Here is a 12,465-nt window from a genome sequence, read left to right as displayed (position 1 = left end):
TGTTGCAGAACCTCTTCTGAGAGAACGAAGGGGAAACGGGAAGCCTCAGGCGGCCAGGGCACGCTCATCTTCAAAGACCGTCCAGTCGTTCCTGAACGAGTCATAGACGCCTCCAGGGCGAAGAACCACGTTCTCGGGGGCGGTCCTACTCTCGATGAAATAGATGTCCGCGTCAGGGGTCCCTGGTCGCAGCGCGACGAGGGCCAGCAGGTCGCAGTCCGCGCCATAGTTCTTCGGATAACGGTGGGTACCGTGGAAGCTGGGGCGACTGGGGGGGAGTCGGAAGCGCCAGGTGCCGTCGGGGCGCTGCATTGAGGTCTTGACGTCCACCCGCTGGCTCCCGATCTGGAGGTCGTAAGGGCTGCCGTTCCTCGGGCTCCAGGTCACCCTGAGGCCGCGAGCCGTCGCCATGTCAGCGAGGAGTCCCTCGCCGTGGCGTCCACGAAGGGTGCGTTCGCTGAAGGTTGTGAGGCCAAGCTTGACCCGCAGTCGCTTGACGGTGCTGAGGCTAACACCGGCGTAGCGTGCGGTCTCAGCGTCTGAGAGGCCCTGGGCATGTGCGGCGGTGATCCGGGTGATCTGGTGGGCTGTGGTGGGCATAGGGTCTCCTGCCGCGTCTGGCGGCGCATAAGGACGGAAACACCCCGGAAAAATCCGGGGGGCGTTGGGCCAGCTGATCGTTTTTCGAGAGCGCTCGACTCCTTCACGTGAACTGTAAATCCTCTGTCAAGCCCTCAACTTCTGTGGGATCAGACTTCAGCGAGTACCTCGACCTAGACCTGTTCAAGAAGGCCGGGGTACCCATTCCCTCGGACCCGTGGATGACCCTGGCGTCACCGGAGTGGCGCCGACTCCTGGTGGGCACTACACCGTCCAGACCGTCGGGCCGGGGGCCATCGCCTACGACTGCCGCTGCGGCGAGTGCCAGCATGAAGCTCTGCCAGCCACGGCGTAAGCCCCGGCCCCGCTACCGGCCCCAGCGCTGAACCGCGCGCCAGCGACCCAGGCACAGCCCGCCCCTGCTGGAGGCGGCCTCCTGAACTCTGCGCTGCCCTTGCCAGCGGAGGAGGCAACGGAATTGACGGCACTGCTGATCGACAGGCTGGTCTCGGAGGCCTCCCGCGTCATTCCCGCACGAAACCTGATCCCACCGCCATGACCACACCTGTTCGCCCCAACTCCCTGTCCGGCGAAGACAGCTTCAAGGTGGAAGGACACCTCAAGCCGCTGCTGCGCCGCGTCGTGAAAGGCAGAAAAGCTCCTGGACGTCTTCTGACCATCGCCTCGCCGGACAGCAGCCGGTCCAGCGTGCCGGTCGTAATGATCCCGCGATGGTTCCACCCCGACTTCCACATCCCGTCCCTACTGCCGGAATTCTTCGACCTGTTCGCCTCCGCCGCTGCCGACCTCCTCGACGACGCATTCGACGCGTTCGTCGTTTATCAGACCGGGGTCTATGCCCAGATCCTGAGCCAGCCCTGGGGAGTTCTGTGTGCTTTGGCCCGGGACGCCCAGATCTGGCTGTTCGACGACGCGCCGTGGAAGCGGCAACTATAACCGGGGCCGGCTGGTTGCGATTCCTGAATGGGCGCTATGACTCCGGCAGAAGCCCGGTGACCTATGGCAGGCCGACACCGTCTTGACCTGACTGGCCGCGCACGCCGGATTACCCCCGATCAACTCGCGGGCCGCCTGGGACGAGACCGCGCAGCGGCCGACGCAGGTGGAGTGAACCTGATTGATCGCAGAAGAGGTTCGCGTTGCCCTTGCTGACTTCTGCCCAATTCCTTCTCTCTATGACTTGCACAGCTCTGCCCAGACTGCAGGTGTCCGTCATCTGTCATAGGACCTGACCGGGCCGCAGTGCCTTCGGGCCTGTCAGCCCCCATGACGTTTCCTACGCTTCGGCACAAGTCCGTCCGGCAATTGACGCAGGTCATCAGTGACGGCCCGGGCGGGTACCGGACTGCCCGGAAGCTTGAAACGTATTTCACTGGCCTCGGCTACGCCTCCGGCTGGCTGGCCACTGAATCCAGAATCGACTATGTGACGCGCGTGGTTGAAGACGCGCAGAGGCAGGGGCAGGGCGCGCTGCTGTTGAAGGCCATTTTGCAGGCGGAAAATTCCGACCAGGTGCGCGCTTCGTTGCAGCGCAGGGTCGGTGAAATCCTTTCGCCGGATGGCTGGACGGTCTGTGGGGCGCCAGAGATAGGGCTCATGGCCCAGCCCTTGGTGATCCTGGCCGCGCCCCTGACGCCTAGACGCGCTGGACACGCCTGCCTTTCAGCATGTCTTCCTGACGGCAGAAGATATCAGGCTCCTGCAAGACCGTTGGGCTGAGGCGGTGGTGCTGCACCACGCTGGCGCCTCACGTATGGCATTCATTGCCCTGAGCGCCATCCTCGAACACGTCCTGGTGACCTGTGCACAGGCGTATCCCCGCTTGGCAAGGGCATCAAGCGAGGCGCCACACCACCTGGGCGCGATCAGGGACTGGCGGCTCGATGTCCTGCTGGCCGTCGCCAGTGAACGTGGGTGGATCACACTCACTAAAGCCGACTTCCCCTACCGGGTGCGGCACTACCGCGACTACGTCACACCAGCCCACGAACTGCGGGAAGGTGACGCGCTGGATGACGCCCTCATCCGTGACACCTAGCGCAAGGTCAAACGGGCGCTCGACGAGATCCAGCACCACACACAGGGCATGCGGCCCACCGTCACGCACGCGCGCGGCACCAAAGCCTTTCTCCAGGCACAGTTGAACGCCGCGTATCGACAGTGACGCGTCCGCGCAGTTCAGTCGCGGCAGCCCACCGTAACCGAAGCAAATAAAGGCCCGAAGCCCCACGCTCCGCAGCAGGGGTTCGGGCCTCCAAGGATCTCTCTAGAGCCGCAGTTCTTCCTCGATCAGACGGTGCAACTGCTCAAGCGCCGCGCCTGTGACGGCTTCTGGCGCGACGTCCCGGGCGGCTTCCAACAATTGATGCAGGTAAACCTGAAGGAGTCTCGGGAAGCCGGTCTGGCCGTAGCCCTCCAGCACGGTCCAGCGCGCCGCCTCAGGCAGGTGCAGGAAGTCGTGCCCTGGCAGCCTGGGACCGGCCACACTCCAGTCGGTCAGGCCCAGAACCAGATCGCCCCGGTCATCGGTCACCACCCAGGACGGCGTCACCATGCCGTGCGTCAGCACCGGAACGGCGGGAGGCACCAGGGACAGCCAGCGCCGTACCCAGCGGACCTGGGCCGCGTCCAGAACCTGGCGGTCTCGCAGGAGGGCGAGGGCTCGCTCCGCGTTCACCGGAGGCATGGAGCGGGACGTCGGGGAGAGAGGTCCACGCTCATGCAGGGCGAACAGGTACCCTCCCAGCGATCGCCAGCCCTGCTCCGACAGCCCGGTGGCACCGAGCCCGGTGTGGGCACCTGGCAGCCGCAGATCCTGCACGCTGACCACCTGCGCTGAGTCACTCATATCCAGAGCGAGGAGTTCCGGCGCGGGAATATGGTGGTGCTCCAGGACGCTTAAGAGCTGCGCGTCGCGGACGATATGTTCGGCCAGCGGCCGATCCGCGGGGGCCCAGCGCAGGATCCGGTCGCCCTGCCGGACCCGCCACTCCCCTCCCCGTTCGATCTGTTCGATGGTGCTCACAGAGTCAAAGCCGTAGTGCGCCAGCACCCTGTTCAGCGGCTCCGGGGTCACAGGCGGTCTCCCGGCGAGAAGCGCAGGTGCGCCGCCTTGAGGTCCTCGTCGAGGAAGTTGACGTAACGCCGCGTCATCTCGAGGCTGCTGTGCCCCAGGATCTGCTGCAGCGTGAAGACGTCGCCGCCGTTGCGCAGGAACTCCACCGCGAAGCCCCGGCGGAAGGCATGGGGCGCCGCCAGGGAGCGGTCGAGGTCGAGGTGCCGGGCCAGCAGGCTCAGGCGGATACCGACGCAGCTCCGGGTCATCGCCTGCCCAGTGCGGTTCAGGAAGAGGTGATGCACCCCGGCGTGCTTGGGACGGCGCTCGCGGCGCATGTAGGTGGTGATGGCGCCCAGGGCCCGCGTTCCGATGGGGACGGAGCGCTCCTTGTCCCCCTTGCCCACCACGCGGACCAGGCCCTTCTCCGGACGAAGGTCGTTCACCTTCATGCCAATCACTTCACCCAGCCGCACACCGGTGTCGAAGAGGGTCAGCAGCAGGGCCACGTCTCTGAGAGGCTGGTCTGCGGCGCGGGCCTTTTGAATGAGGCTTCCAACCAGGTCGGCATCGACCATGGGGAGGCGGTGCCCGGGCAAGGTCGGCCGTTCCAGACGCAATGCTGGGTTTCGGGAAAGCAGCTCTTCTTTGTGAGCCCAGCCGAAGCAGGCCTTGAGCGCCCGCACGTGGGCATGAATGCCCCCTGGCGCCAGACCCTGGTCATCCAGCCACACGAGGAAGCCCCGGAGGTGGGTCACCGTGATGAGGTCTGGAGAAGCCGGGAAGCCAGCGTCGTGCGCGGCGTACCGCTCGAGGGCGCGCTGCGTGACGCTGTAGAAGCGGAGTGTTGTCCTGGCTCGCCGTTTGACCCGCAGGTGGTAGTAGAACTGCTCCCAGAGTTCGGAGATGACCATGTCGATGCCCCTTTGACGGGTCTCAGCGGTCTGGATCTGGAGCGAACGATCACGGGTCGGTACACCAAGTTCAATCTTGCGATACAAAAAGAAAAATCCCGTCCTGGACGGGATTCTCCTCTCTTGGTGGCGATGCCCGGACTTGAACCGGGGACCTAACGATTATGAGTCGTTCGCTCTAACCAGCTGAGCTACATCGCCTTGAAAAAGCCCCGCGTGCATGCGGGGCACCTTCTGGTGGAGCTGAGGGGATTCGAACCCCTGACCTTCTGAATGCCATTCAGACGCGCTCCCAACTGCGCCACAGCCCCTCTTGATCGTGCCGCCTCGTTTGAGGCTCAGCTATGCTACCAGCGACCCCCGGCACTGTCAACACGGCGGCCCGCTGGCGCTGCTCAGCGCGGCTGAAGCTGCTGCGCGGCCAGCTGCACGTACCCCTCGATCAGGTGGATGATCACGGGGTTGTGGGTGTGTACGCCGTGCGCCTCACCCACGCCGCCCTCATCGATGAAGTGCGCCACGAGCGCCGCCTCACCGTCCCGGGCGAGCAGGAAGGCCCGCTGACCGGGCGCCGCAATGGCCGGCAGGTTCGCCAGGGGCGTGCGGTACAGGTCCACCCCGCGCGGGCTGAGTCGTTCCAGACGGTCGGCGAAACTGGCGTCACCCGCCATGTACAGGCTGCGCCGGGCGTTCAGGGTCAGGTCCTCACAGAGGCTGCGAATGGCCGCCTCGCCGTACAGGTGGTAGACCGCCTCGGGGGCCGGGTCGGGGGCCAGGCGGGACAGGTCGCGGTCCAGGGCGCCCAGCCGGTCATCGAAGGCCCGGCGTGCGCGCGCGAGGTACTCCCGGGCGCTGAGCGGCGCGTATTCCAGGGGGTTCTGCCCGACCTTGGCGGCCAGGCCGCGCCCCTCCAGGCGTTCGAGCGTCTCGTAGATTTTGGGCCGGGGAATACCGGCCTGCCGGGCCACGCGGGCCGGAACGGCCCGGCCCAGGGCCAGAAGGGCGGTGTAGGCACGGGCTTCGTACTCGGTCAGCCCGAGCGCTTGCAGGTGAATCACGGCGCTCATTACGCTTCAGCATACGGGATGCACCACCAGTTCAGGCGGAGCGCAGACCGGGGAACGGGATTCAACCGGGTGCAGAGGAAGGCGCAGGAGCCGCCAGGACACCAGGGGGGCACCATGAATGACCGGTGCTCACGTGGCCCAGAGTTGAGGCCGGTGTGCCGCATAGAAGTGTCGATTCGGTCCGCCGCTCTGCAGGGTTGGGCGGTCAGAGAGCGGGCCACCCGCGCGTACGTGGGTGGCCCGCTGCCTTCTGCGCTTTACTTGTTCTGGGAGAGACGCTCCAGCACCAGGCGACTGACGGTCTTGAGGGTCTCGAAGACGCCGACGCCCTTGTCGGACATGGCCTCGAAGATCATGAGTTCCTGCCGGGGGTCGATCACGGCGCGGATCATCTCGAGCGGCAGCGCGTCGGGCAGGTCGCGTTTGTTCACCTGAAGCACGATGGGCACGTCGCGCACGTCAATGCCGTGCTCCTGGAGGTTCTCGCGCAGGTTGCGCATGCTCTCGGCGTTCGCGCGCAGGCGGTTGGGGGCGCTGTCCGCGACGAACACGATGCCGTCCACGCCACGCAGGATCAGCTTGCGGCTGGCGTTGTAGAACACCTGGCCGGGCACGGTGTACAGGTGGAAGCGGGTCTTGAAGCCCTGCACGGTCCCCAGGTCCAGGGGCAGGAAGTCGAAGAACAGCGTGCGTTCGTCCTCGGTGGCCAGGCTGACCATCTCGCCGCGCAGGTGGCCGGGCACCTTGGAGAACACGTGCTTGAGGTTGGTGGTCTTGCCGCTCATGCCGGGGCCGTAGTAGACGATCTTGCAGTTGATTTCGCGCGCCGCGAAGTTGATGGTGCTCATGGAACTCCTCTGGTGGAATCAGGCGAACGGTGAGGGGTGGGAGCCGGGGTGGGTTCAGCCCAGCAGATCGTCGAGCAGCGAGGTTGCGCCCGCGCTGAAGTCCTCGCCCAGCTGCACCGGGGGGATGTCCTTGAGTTCGTCGAGAATCGCGGCGATCTGCGCGATGCTCTTCTTGGCGTACACCTTCACCTTGCCCAGGGGGACGCTGGCGTCAAAGATCAGCGTGAGGAGCGAGTCCGTGCCGACCGATTCGACGTACAGCGTGCCGTTCTCACCCTGGTGGATCTGCTCGCTGAAGGTGCGTTCGCCCAGCATGTTGGCTAGCGCGGCGGTCGCGGCGGCGTTGCTAGCGACCAGCGTGGCGACGCTGTCCAGCGCGGGGGGACGCGGCGCCCACAGGGCTTCTTTGTGCGAGAGGACGAAGCCCTTGCGGTCCACGAGCAGGCCGTAACGGACGCCGGTGGTGTCGAGAAGCTCCTGGATAAGACCGTCAACGCGTTCGAAGGCGTCCCCGTACAGCGCCAGTGAAGGTTCAATCATATGCGGTCAAGTATAAATTCACTTTTCATACAAGAGCGTCACTGACCGTGACTCCCAACACTGAAGCTGACGGGCCGCTCACCAGCGCGCGCCGGGGCGGACGGTACACTCCGCGGCGTGACTGCGTCCCCCCGAGCTTTCCCCCGTCGCCTCGCCCTTCTGCTGCTCGGCGCAGCCCTGATCGGATCGGCGGGCGCGCGGCCCGTCGCGATTGGCGGCGTGGTGCAGTCGGCGGCGGTGGGCACGCAGGCCCTCCCCGGCGGGGAGATGCTGCCGGTGTGGACCCTGCCGCGCCTGGGTGTGGCCGTCCGCAACGACCCGGCGGACCTGCGCCTGCTGCTAGGCACGCGGGAACTGCGCTACGACCCGGCCACCGGGTGGCGCGCCACGGGCTTCACGCTGAGCGCGAAGCTGCCCGTGCCGCAGCTGAGCGGCGGCAGTCTGTTCGTTCCTCTGGCGGCCCTGAACGCGCTGGGCCTCCAGGTGCTGGCCGACACGCCCGCCCTGCTGGATTTCGCCGCCCCGAGCAGCGTGCCGGCCGCGACCCTGCCGCCCTCGCCGGATCTGGCACAGGCGCCCGTACCCGGCCCCACCCCGGCGCCCTCTCCCCTGCCACAGCCGCAACCGGCGTTCACGGTGAATCTGGATACCGTCCGCGTGAGCCGCACCCTGCACCGCACGGTGGAGGTGCAGCGGGTCGTGCTGGAACTCAGTGGCGCGGCGGCCAGCAGCGTCACGCGCCTCCAGAACGGCCTGACTGTCACCCTGAGCGGCGTGTCCGTCACCCCCTCCTCGCAGACCCTTGAGTCCGGTGACACCCTGACCCTCACGCAGACCCCGCAGGGCGCCGCGGTGGGCCTCACGACCGGGGGCGGGCGCAGCGAGATCTTCACGCTGAACAACCCGGAGCGCGTCGTGATCGACACCACCACCTACCTGGACGGGAACGTGCCGCCCCCCGTGGACCCGGACGCCATGCCGGACGGCGTGACGTACCGGCAGCTGGGCAGCCTGCACCTGCTGAGTTTCGACCCGGCCCGCTACCAGCCGCGCGTGGTGAGCGCCCCGACCGGACAGGCCAGCGGCGTCGCGGACCTCGTGAAGCGCGTGGGCGGCGTGGCCGGCGTGAACGGCGGGTACTTCGATCCAGGCACGCACCTGCCAGTGGACCTGGTCGCCATGGGCGGCCTGATGACCGCACCCAGCCTAGAAAAGCGTGCCACGCTGGGCTTCACCGCGCAGGGTGACACCCTCTTCGGTTACCCCCGGCCCCGGTACGTCCTGAGTGGCGCAGGCTTCAGCGTGACCGTGAACAGCGTGCGGGCCAAGGCGGACCCCGGCCTGCTCACGGCGTTCGTGGGGGACGGCCGCACCCGGGTCGGTGCGGACCGCCTGACCACGCTGCTCGTAGCGCCCGGCGCGGGCGTGGTGGGCTCAGCGATGACGGGCCTGGTGACCCCGCCCCAGGGGACACTGGCCTTCACCTTCGACCCGGCGCGCTTCCCGCAGCTGCCCCGCACGGCAGGTGCCCCACTGAGCGCCACGCTGAACTGGCGCGCGGAGGGCGGCTGGGACGCCGCCACGGACGCCCTGAGTGCCGGGCCGCTGCTGGTGCAGGGCGGCCGCGTGGCACTCGACCCGGCCCGGGAGGGCTTCAACACCGCTGCGAGCATCTGGCGGCCCACCCGGCAGGTGGCGTTCGGGACGCTGGCTGGTCAACCCACGATTGCGTTCCTGGAGCACGGGAGTCCTGAGGCGTTCGCGTCCGCGCTGGCGAAGGCGGGCGTGCGGGACGCCGTGCGCCTGGACAGCGGCAGCAGCGCCACGGCGTTCGTGACCGGCGGGTACGCGAACCTGGGCGGGTACCTGAACACGGTCTGGAGCCGCCCCGTGCCGAACGCCATTGTGCTCGTGCCCCGCGCGGACGCGGCGCCTGCTGCACGCCGCTGAGGGCTCAGCGTTCAAGTTGGGGCATCAAGCGTTCACGTTCGCGCAGGGCGTCTTCATAGAACAGTTTCGTGTGGTGCATGCGGATCAGCCCGGCGCTGTACAGCGCGTCAAACTCAGCTTGCGGCACGAAGCGCACCTCCTTGACCTCATCGGGCAGGGCGGGCGTGAAGGTCGAACCGGTACTCGCCTCGGCCAGCCACGCGTGCCGCAGGACCGGCTCACCATCCGGGAAGTGCCCCAGATAGGCCGCCAGGAACTTCAGGAGGCCAGCGCGGACCCCAGCTTCCTCCCACGCCTCACGCACGGCCGTGTCCTGGGGGTTCTCGCCGGGTTCGACGGTGCCGCTGGGAATGTGCCACAGGTCAGCCTTCCCCCGTCCCCCCGGCACGCCCCGTTCGCGGACGAGCAGGATGTCCCCTGCCGCGTTCAGGACGACCACGCCCGCCGCGCGGTGCGGGACCGGGGTGTGCAGCTCAGGGCCGAACTGCACCTACCAGCCCATCCGGTCGCGCAGGCCGGTGATGTGCGCCACGTGGTGCCGCCCGTGCCAGGCGTACATGGCCAGCAGGGTGTCCACGGTGTACGTGCGGCCCTGCGCCGGGTGCGTCCAGGGGCGGGCCCAGTCGTCCCCCTGCGGGTCCAGTGACGCGAACAGCATGCCCAGGCGAGAGTGCAGCGCGTCGATCAGGTTCAGGCTCACCTCTGGCACCAGCTCGTGATCGGGCAGGGTCGCCCAGCGGTCCTCCTCGTACGGCTTGATCACCGGGTTGTTCTCGGTCAGCGCGAGCTTCAGGCGAATGAACGCGTTCATGTGACTCTCGGCCACGTGGTGCACGACCTGCCGCACCGTCCAGCCGCCCTCGCGGTACGGGGTGGCCAGCTGCGCCTCGGAGAGGCCCTGCACCGCCTCGAACAGATCGGCGGGCAGTGCGAACACCTGCCCCAGCGCCTCGACCCGCTCGGTGGGCGTGAGGGTCAGGGGCGTGGGCATCGGCCCGACCGGGTAGCGCGGGTCACCCGCCGCGTCGCCGGTCACAGCGCGCCCTCCTCAGCGGCCCGGTCAGCGGCGTCCTCGTCCGTGTCCTTCTTCGTCCAGCGGGTCGCGTCACGCCGCTCGATCTTCGTCATCATGCGCTCGAAGCCGCGTTCCAGGTCCAGCCCGCGTTCGTTCGCCATGCAGATCGTCACGAACAGCAGGTCCGCCAGTTCCATCTCCAGGTCTCCGGCGTCCTCGCCGGCCTTGGGCGTCTTGCCGTTCTGGTGGGCGATCACGCGGGCGATCTCGCCGGTCTCCTCGGTCAGGCGGGCCAGCATCAGCAGCGGCGGGAAGTACCCCTCCTTGAACTGGGAGATGAAGGCGTCCACGCGCGCGCTGGCGTCCTGGAAGGTGAGGCTCATGCGGGCAGGATAACCGGCCTGAACGCGGGTGCGCCGGATGGCAGATGCGGCCCGCACCGGGCGCGGCGCAGCATGACGCCATGACGAGCCCTGCCTGCCCCAACCAGTCGAGCGGGCCCCGCGTGTGGGACGTAACCCAACCCCACGGGCTGGGCGTGACCCCCGACCTGGGCAGCGCAGGCGCGCACCTGCCGGCGCTGCGGGCCGCGCTGGCGGGCGTGCTGGTGGCCGCCGCCGGGCGGGACCTGGTGTTCGTGGGCCGCTCGCCCGACCCGCTCCGGGCGTACCTGAGCGGCCTTACGGGCGGCGTGGCCGTGTCGTGGCGGATCTCGGCGCTGAACGTGTCGCTGCTGAACGCGACGCTGGACGCCCAGCAGGCCAGCGCCCTGCGGCCTCTGCTGGCCGGGGTGGGCCTGCGGCCCAGCCACCTGTTCCGCGAGGACCGGCGGGCCGCGCTGGTGGATGTGGTCGCGTCGGGCGGCACGTTCGCTGAACTGCACCGCGTCCTGCGTGAGTGGGCGGCCGGGGAGGGCCTGGGCGTGACCTGCGTGGCCCGCCGGGTGAGCGCCGTGGGCCTGCTGCGCGCCGGGTCTGCCTGCCCCGGCGCGTGGCGCTGGTCGGCGCAGCCGGAGCTGCGCGGCGTGGTAACGCGCAGGGTCCTGACCGACCCAGCCCTGTGGACCTGGCTGGCCGAGTGGGGCCCAAACTCGCTCCGAGCTTTCCCGTGACGGCATGGGCCAGCCCGCCGCTCACGTTGCCCGGGCGGACGGATGAGACGCTGGTCGCGCTGGCGCAGGCCCGCGCGCTGGTCCTGCTGGGCCAGGAGCCCGCCGAGCGGCAGCGGATGGCGGCCGCCCTGATTCGGGCTGGCGGGCTGGCGGACCCCGCACTGCGGGCTCTCGTGCGGGCGTGGAAGGGGCATCCGGTTCAGCCATCCCCGCGGGCGGCCCGGCGCGCAACGGTGCCCCTGCACCACTGACCCACAGCGCGCCGGAGGCCACCTGACGCGCAGGTGGCCTCCGGCGTGTGGGCTGAGGTCAGCGGATGTACAGGTAGGTTTCCTGCACGTCACGGTCCTGAACGGCGTACGGCTGGATGTAGGCGGTGCTGGTGGCGTTCCAGCGGCCCTCGTCGTACGTGCCGCGCAGCACGAGGTCACTGGTGGGGCGCACGCGGGTGAAGATCGCGCGGACGCGTTGCAGGCCGCGTGGGTAGGAGACGTTGTACGTCACGCCGTCCTGCGCGCGGGGGAACACGGTCGTTCCAGCCGGCACGTACGCGTTCCGGATCAGGGTGCTGGCCTCGCCGCCCTGAAGGGCGATCAGGGTGACGTACCCGGCGGCGCGGGTGCTGACCACGAAGCGGACCGCCTCGCCGACGGCGTAGGTGCTGCCCTCGCCGCGGTCCGGGCGCAGGGTCGTGATCAGGTTGCTGTCCGATCCCTGAAGGCCCAGGTTGGGGCGGACGGTGACGGAGCAGGCGCTGAGGCCCAGGGCAAGGGTGCCGAGCAGAATCGCATTGCGCATGTGATCACCCTATGACGCGAAGCTGACCGGCAGCTGAGTGCCGGGCTCACGAAGTTGCCGGTCCAACCGGGCGTAGGATGACGTATGCGTCCCCGACGGTTGCCGCGCCCGCTGCTGACTGCGCTGGGCGCCCTTGCCCTGATCTCCCCCGCCCTGGCCGCGCCAGGTGACGGTCCGTACACCACCAACCGCTTCTTCGAGGACCTGAATGCCCGAAGGGTCACGCGGGTCACGCTGAACAGCGCGGGCCTGGCGAACGTGACGCTCGCCTCGGAGAACGGGATGGGCGTGCGGTCCCTGGTGCTCCCGCCCGACGGCGCGACGCTCAAACGCGTGCGGGACGCGGGCGTGCCCCTGACCGTCACGGGCAGCGGCAGCACGCTGGGCTGGCTGGCGCAGCTGCTGCCGCTCGTGCTGACGGGCCTGATTCTGGTGGTGCTTTGGCGCAGCATGCGCGGCGCGCAGGGCGGCGCGAACCCCACGAATTTCGGGCGGTCGCGGGCGGCGGTGATCAGCGAAGGGCAGATCAAACTCACCTTCGGCGAC

At 68.5% G+C, this 12,465-nt stretch carries 16 protein-coding genes, 2 tRNA genes and 1 pseudogene; 7 read left to right on the top strand and 12 right to left on the bottom strand.

What is annotated here, in order from left to right; all coding sequences use genetic code 11:
• Positions 1 to 45 precede the first annotated feature (45 nt).
• Positions 46 to 600, bottom strand: coding sequence for a hypothetical protein (locus IEY63_RS00095; RefSeq protein ID WP_189066954.1), 555 nt, complete (start codon positions 598 to 600; stop codon positions 46 to 48).
• A gap of 555 nt (positions 601 to 1,155) precedes the next feature.
• On the opposite strand from IEY63_RS00095, the gene IEY63_RS00090 reads away from it, so the two are divergent.
• The 3 genes from IEY63_RS00090 (at position 1,156) to IEY63_RS00080 (ending at position 2,659) form a co-directional block, all read left to right on the top strand.
• Positions 1,156 to 1,557, top strand: coding sequence for a hypothetical protein (locus IEY63_RS00090; protein ID WP_189066953.1), 402 nt, complete (start codon positions 1,156 to 1,158; stop codon positions 1,555 to 1,557).
• Between the two features lie 330 nt (positions 1,558 to 1,887).
• Positions 1,888 to 2,340, top strand: coding sequence for a hypothetical protein (locus IEY63_RS00085; protein WP_189066952.1), 453 nt, complete (start codon positions 1,888 to 1,890; stop codon positions 2,338 to 2,340).
• 34 nt (positions 2,341 to 2,374) lie between these two features.
• Positions 2,375 to 2,659 (top strand): hypothetical protein, encoded by a 285-nt coding sequence (locus tag IEY63_RS00080; protein WP_189066951.1) that lies wholly within the window; start codon positions 2,375 to 2,377, stop codon positions 2,657 to 2,659.
• Between the two features lie 228 nt (positions 2,660 to 2,887).
• Here the strand turns inward: IEY63_RS00080 and IEY63_RS00075 are convergent, their stop codons facing one another.
• The 7 genes from IEY63_RS00075 to mglB form a co-directional block, all read right to left on the bottom strand.
• Complete coding sequence (locus tag IEY63_RS00075) at positions 2,888 to 3,697, bottom strand: protein kinase family protein (protein WP_189066950.1); 810 nt, start codon at positions 3,695 to 3,697, stop codon at positions 2,888 to 2,890.
• A complete protein-coding gene (locus IEY63_RS00070) occupies positions 3,694 to 4,590 on the bottom strand; it encodes a tyrosine-type recombinase/integrase (protein ID WP_189066949.1) in 897 nt (298 codons plus the stop codon). The genes IEY63_RS00075 and IEY63_RS00070 overlap by 4 nt, the downstream gene beginning before the upstream one ends.
• Positions 4,591 to 4,714: 124 nt before the next feature.
• Positions 4,715 to 4,791, bottom strand: a tRNA-Met gene (locus tag IEY63_RS00065).
• A gap of 34 nt (positions 4,792 to 4,825) precedes the next feature.
• Positions 4,826 to 4,901 (bottom strand) — tRNA-Ala (locus IEY63_RS00060).
• Between the two features lie 84 nt (positions 4,902 to 4,985).
• A complete protein-coding gene (locus IEY63_RS00055; RefSeq protein ID WP_062157851.1) occupies positions 4,986 to 5,657 on the bottom strand; it encodes a TrmB family transcriptional regulator in 672 nt (223 codons plus the stop codon).
• Positions 5,658 to 5,914: 257 nt separating this feature from the next.
• The gene (gene mglA, locus IEY63_RS00050) at positions 5,915 to 6,505 is read right to left on the bottom strand and encodes a GTPase MglA (protein ID WP_189066948.1); all 591 of its coding nucleotides are present in this window, start codon (positions 6,503 to 6,505) and stop codon (positions 5,915 to 5,917) included.
• Positions 6,506 to 6,559: 54 nt separating this feature from the next.
• Positions 6,560 to 7,045 carry a GTPase-activating protein MglB gene (gene mglB / locus IEY63_RS00045; RefSeq protein ID WP_046844629.1) on the bottom strand — a complete coding sequence of 162 codons (486 nt, stop codon included), beginning with the start codon at positions 7,043 to 7,045 and terminating at the stop codon, positions 6,560 to 6,562.
• 267 nt (positions 7,046 to 7,312) lie between these two features.
• On the opposite strand from mglB, the gene IEY63_RS00040 reads away from it, so the two are divergent.
• The gene (locus IEY63_RS00040; RefSeq protein WP_229784505.1) at positions 7,313 to 8,995 is read left to right on the top strand and encodes a phosphodiester glycosidase family protein; all 1,683 of its coding nucleotides are present in this window, start codon (positions 7,313 to 7,315) and stop codon (positions 8,993 to 8,995) included.
• Positions 8,996 to 8,999: 4 nt separating this feature from the next.
• Here IEY63_RS00040 and IEY63_RS00035 read toward each other — a convergent pair whose 3' ends face one another.
• Genes IEY63_RS00035 through IEY63_RS00025 form a run of 3 tightly spaced genes read right to left on the bottom strand, consistent with a single transcriptional unit; the run spans position 9,000 to position 10,393 of the window.
• On the bottom strand, positions 9,000 to 9,485 hold the full coding sequence (locus tag IEY63_RS00035) for a Nudix hydrolase (protein ID WP_189066947.1): 486 nt from the start codon (positions 9,483 to 9,485) through the stop codon (positions 9,000 to 9,002).
• A complete protein-coding gene (locus IEY63_RS00030) occupies positions 9,486 to 10,031 on the bottom strand; it encodes a YfiT family bacillithiol transferase (protein ID WP_268239622.1) in 546 nt (181 codons plus the stop codon). It lies immediately after the preceding gene.
• Entirely contained in the window at positions 10,028 to 10,393 is a 366-nt protein-coding gene (locus IEY63_RS00025) for a nucleotide pyrophosphohydrolase (protein ID WP_189066946.1), read from the bottom strand. Before IEY63_RS00025 ends, IEY63_RS00030 begins: the two co-directional genes overlap by 4 nt.
• Before the next feature lie 80 nt (positions 10,394 to 10,473).
• Here IEY63_RS00025 and IEY63_RS00020 point away from each other — a divergent pair, with 80 nt between their 5' ends.
• Positions 10,474 to 11,121, top strand: a complete 648-nt coding sequence (locus IEY63_RS00020; RefSeq protein WP_189066945.1) for a hypothetical protein — start codon at positions 10,474 to 10,476, stop codon at positions 11,119 to 11,121.
• Complete coding sequence (locus IEY63_RS00015; protein WP_189066944.1) at positions 11,118 to 11,372, top strand: hypothetical protein; 255 nt, start codon at positions 11,118 to 11,120, stop codon at positions 11,370 to 11,372. The genes IEY63_RS00020 and IEY63_RS00015 overlap by 4 nt, the downstream gene beginning before the upstream one ends.
• Before the next feature lie 58 nt (positions 11,373 to 11,430).
• Here the strand turns inward: IEY63_RS00015 and IEY63_RS00010 are convergent, their stop codons facing one another.
• A complete protein-coding gene (locus IEY63_RS00010) occupies positions 11,431 to 11,919 on the bottom strand; it encodes a DUF4384 domain-containing protein (RefSeq protein ID WP_189066943.1) in 489 nt (162 codons plus the stop codon).
• A gap of 84 nt (positions 11,920 to 12,003) precedes the next feature.
• On the opposite strand from IEY63_RS00010, the pseudogene IEY63_RS00005 reads away from it, so the two are divergent.
• Positions 12,004 to 12,465 (top strand): annotated as a pseudogene (locus IEY63_RS00005) (ATP-dependent zinc metalloprotease FtsH); the annotation flags it as partial.

Source organism: Deinococcus radiotolerans (genome assembly GCF_014647435.1).
Lineage (GTDB): Bacteria > Deinococcota > Deinococci > Deinococcales > Deinococcaceae > Deinococcus > Deinococcus radiotolerans.
This window is presented reverse-complemented; position numbering and strand designations above follow the sequence as displayed.

Bases quoted from the DNA above. Each gene is read 5' to 3' on its own strand.
- IEY63_RS00040 (WP_229784505.1), top strand. From the start codon at position 7,313: ATGCTGCCGGTGTGGACCCTGCCGCGCCTGGGTGTGGCCGTCCGCAAC.
- IEY63_RS00080 (WP_189066951.1), top strand. From the start codon at position 2,375: ATGGCATTCATTGCCCTGAGCGCCATCCTCGAACACGTCCTGGTGACC.
- IEY63_RS00020 (WP_189066945.1), top strand. From the start codon at position 10,474: ATGACGAGCCCTGCCTGCCCCAACCAGTCGAGCGGGCCCCGCGTGTGG.
- IEY63_RS00085 (WP_189066952.1), top strand. From the start codon at position 1,888: ATGACGTTTCCTACGCTTCGGCACAAGTCCGTCCGGCAATTGACGCAG.
- IEY63_RS00055 (WP_062157851.1), bottom strand. From the start codon at position 5,657: ATGAGCGCCGTGATTCACCTGCAAGCGCTCGGGCTGACCGAGTACGAA.
- IEY63_RS00070 (WP_189066949.1), bottom strand. From the start codon at position 4,590: ATGGTCATCTCCGAACTCTGGGAGCAGTTCTACTACCACCTGCGGGTC.
- IEY63_RS00025 (WP_189066946.1), bottom strand. From the start codon at position 10,393: ATGAGCCTCACCTTCCAGGACGCCAGCGCGCGCGTGGACGCCTTCATC.
- IEY63_RS00010 (WP_189066943.1), bottom strand. From the start codon at position 11,919: ATGCGCAATGCGATTCTGCTCGGCACCCTTGCCCTGGGCCTCAGCGCC.
- IEY63_RS00090 (WP_189066953.1), top strand. From the start codon at position 1,156: ATGACCACACCTGTTCGCCCCAACTCCCTGTCCGGCGAAGACAGCTTC.
- mglA (WP_189066948.1), bottom strand. From the start codon at position 6,505: ATGAGCACCATCAACTTCGCGGCGCGCGAAATCAACTGCAAGATCGTC.
- mglB (WP_046844629.1), bottom strand. From the start codon at position 7,045: ATGATTGAACCTTCACTGGCGCTGTACGGGGACGCCTTCGAACGCGTT.
- IEY63_RS00095 (WP_189066954.1), bottom strand. From the start codon at position 600: ATGCCCACCACAGCCCACCAGATCACCCGGATCACCGCCGCACATGCC.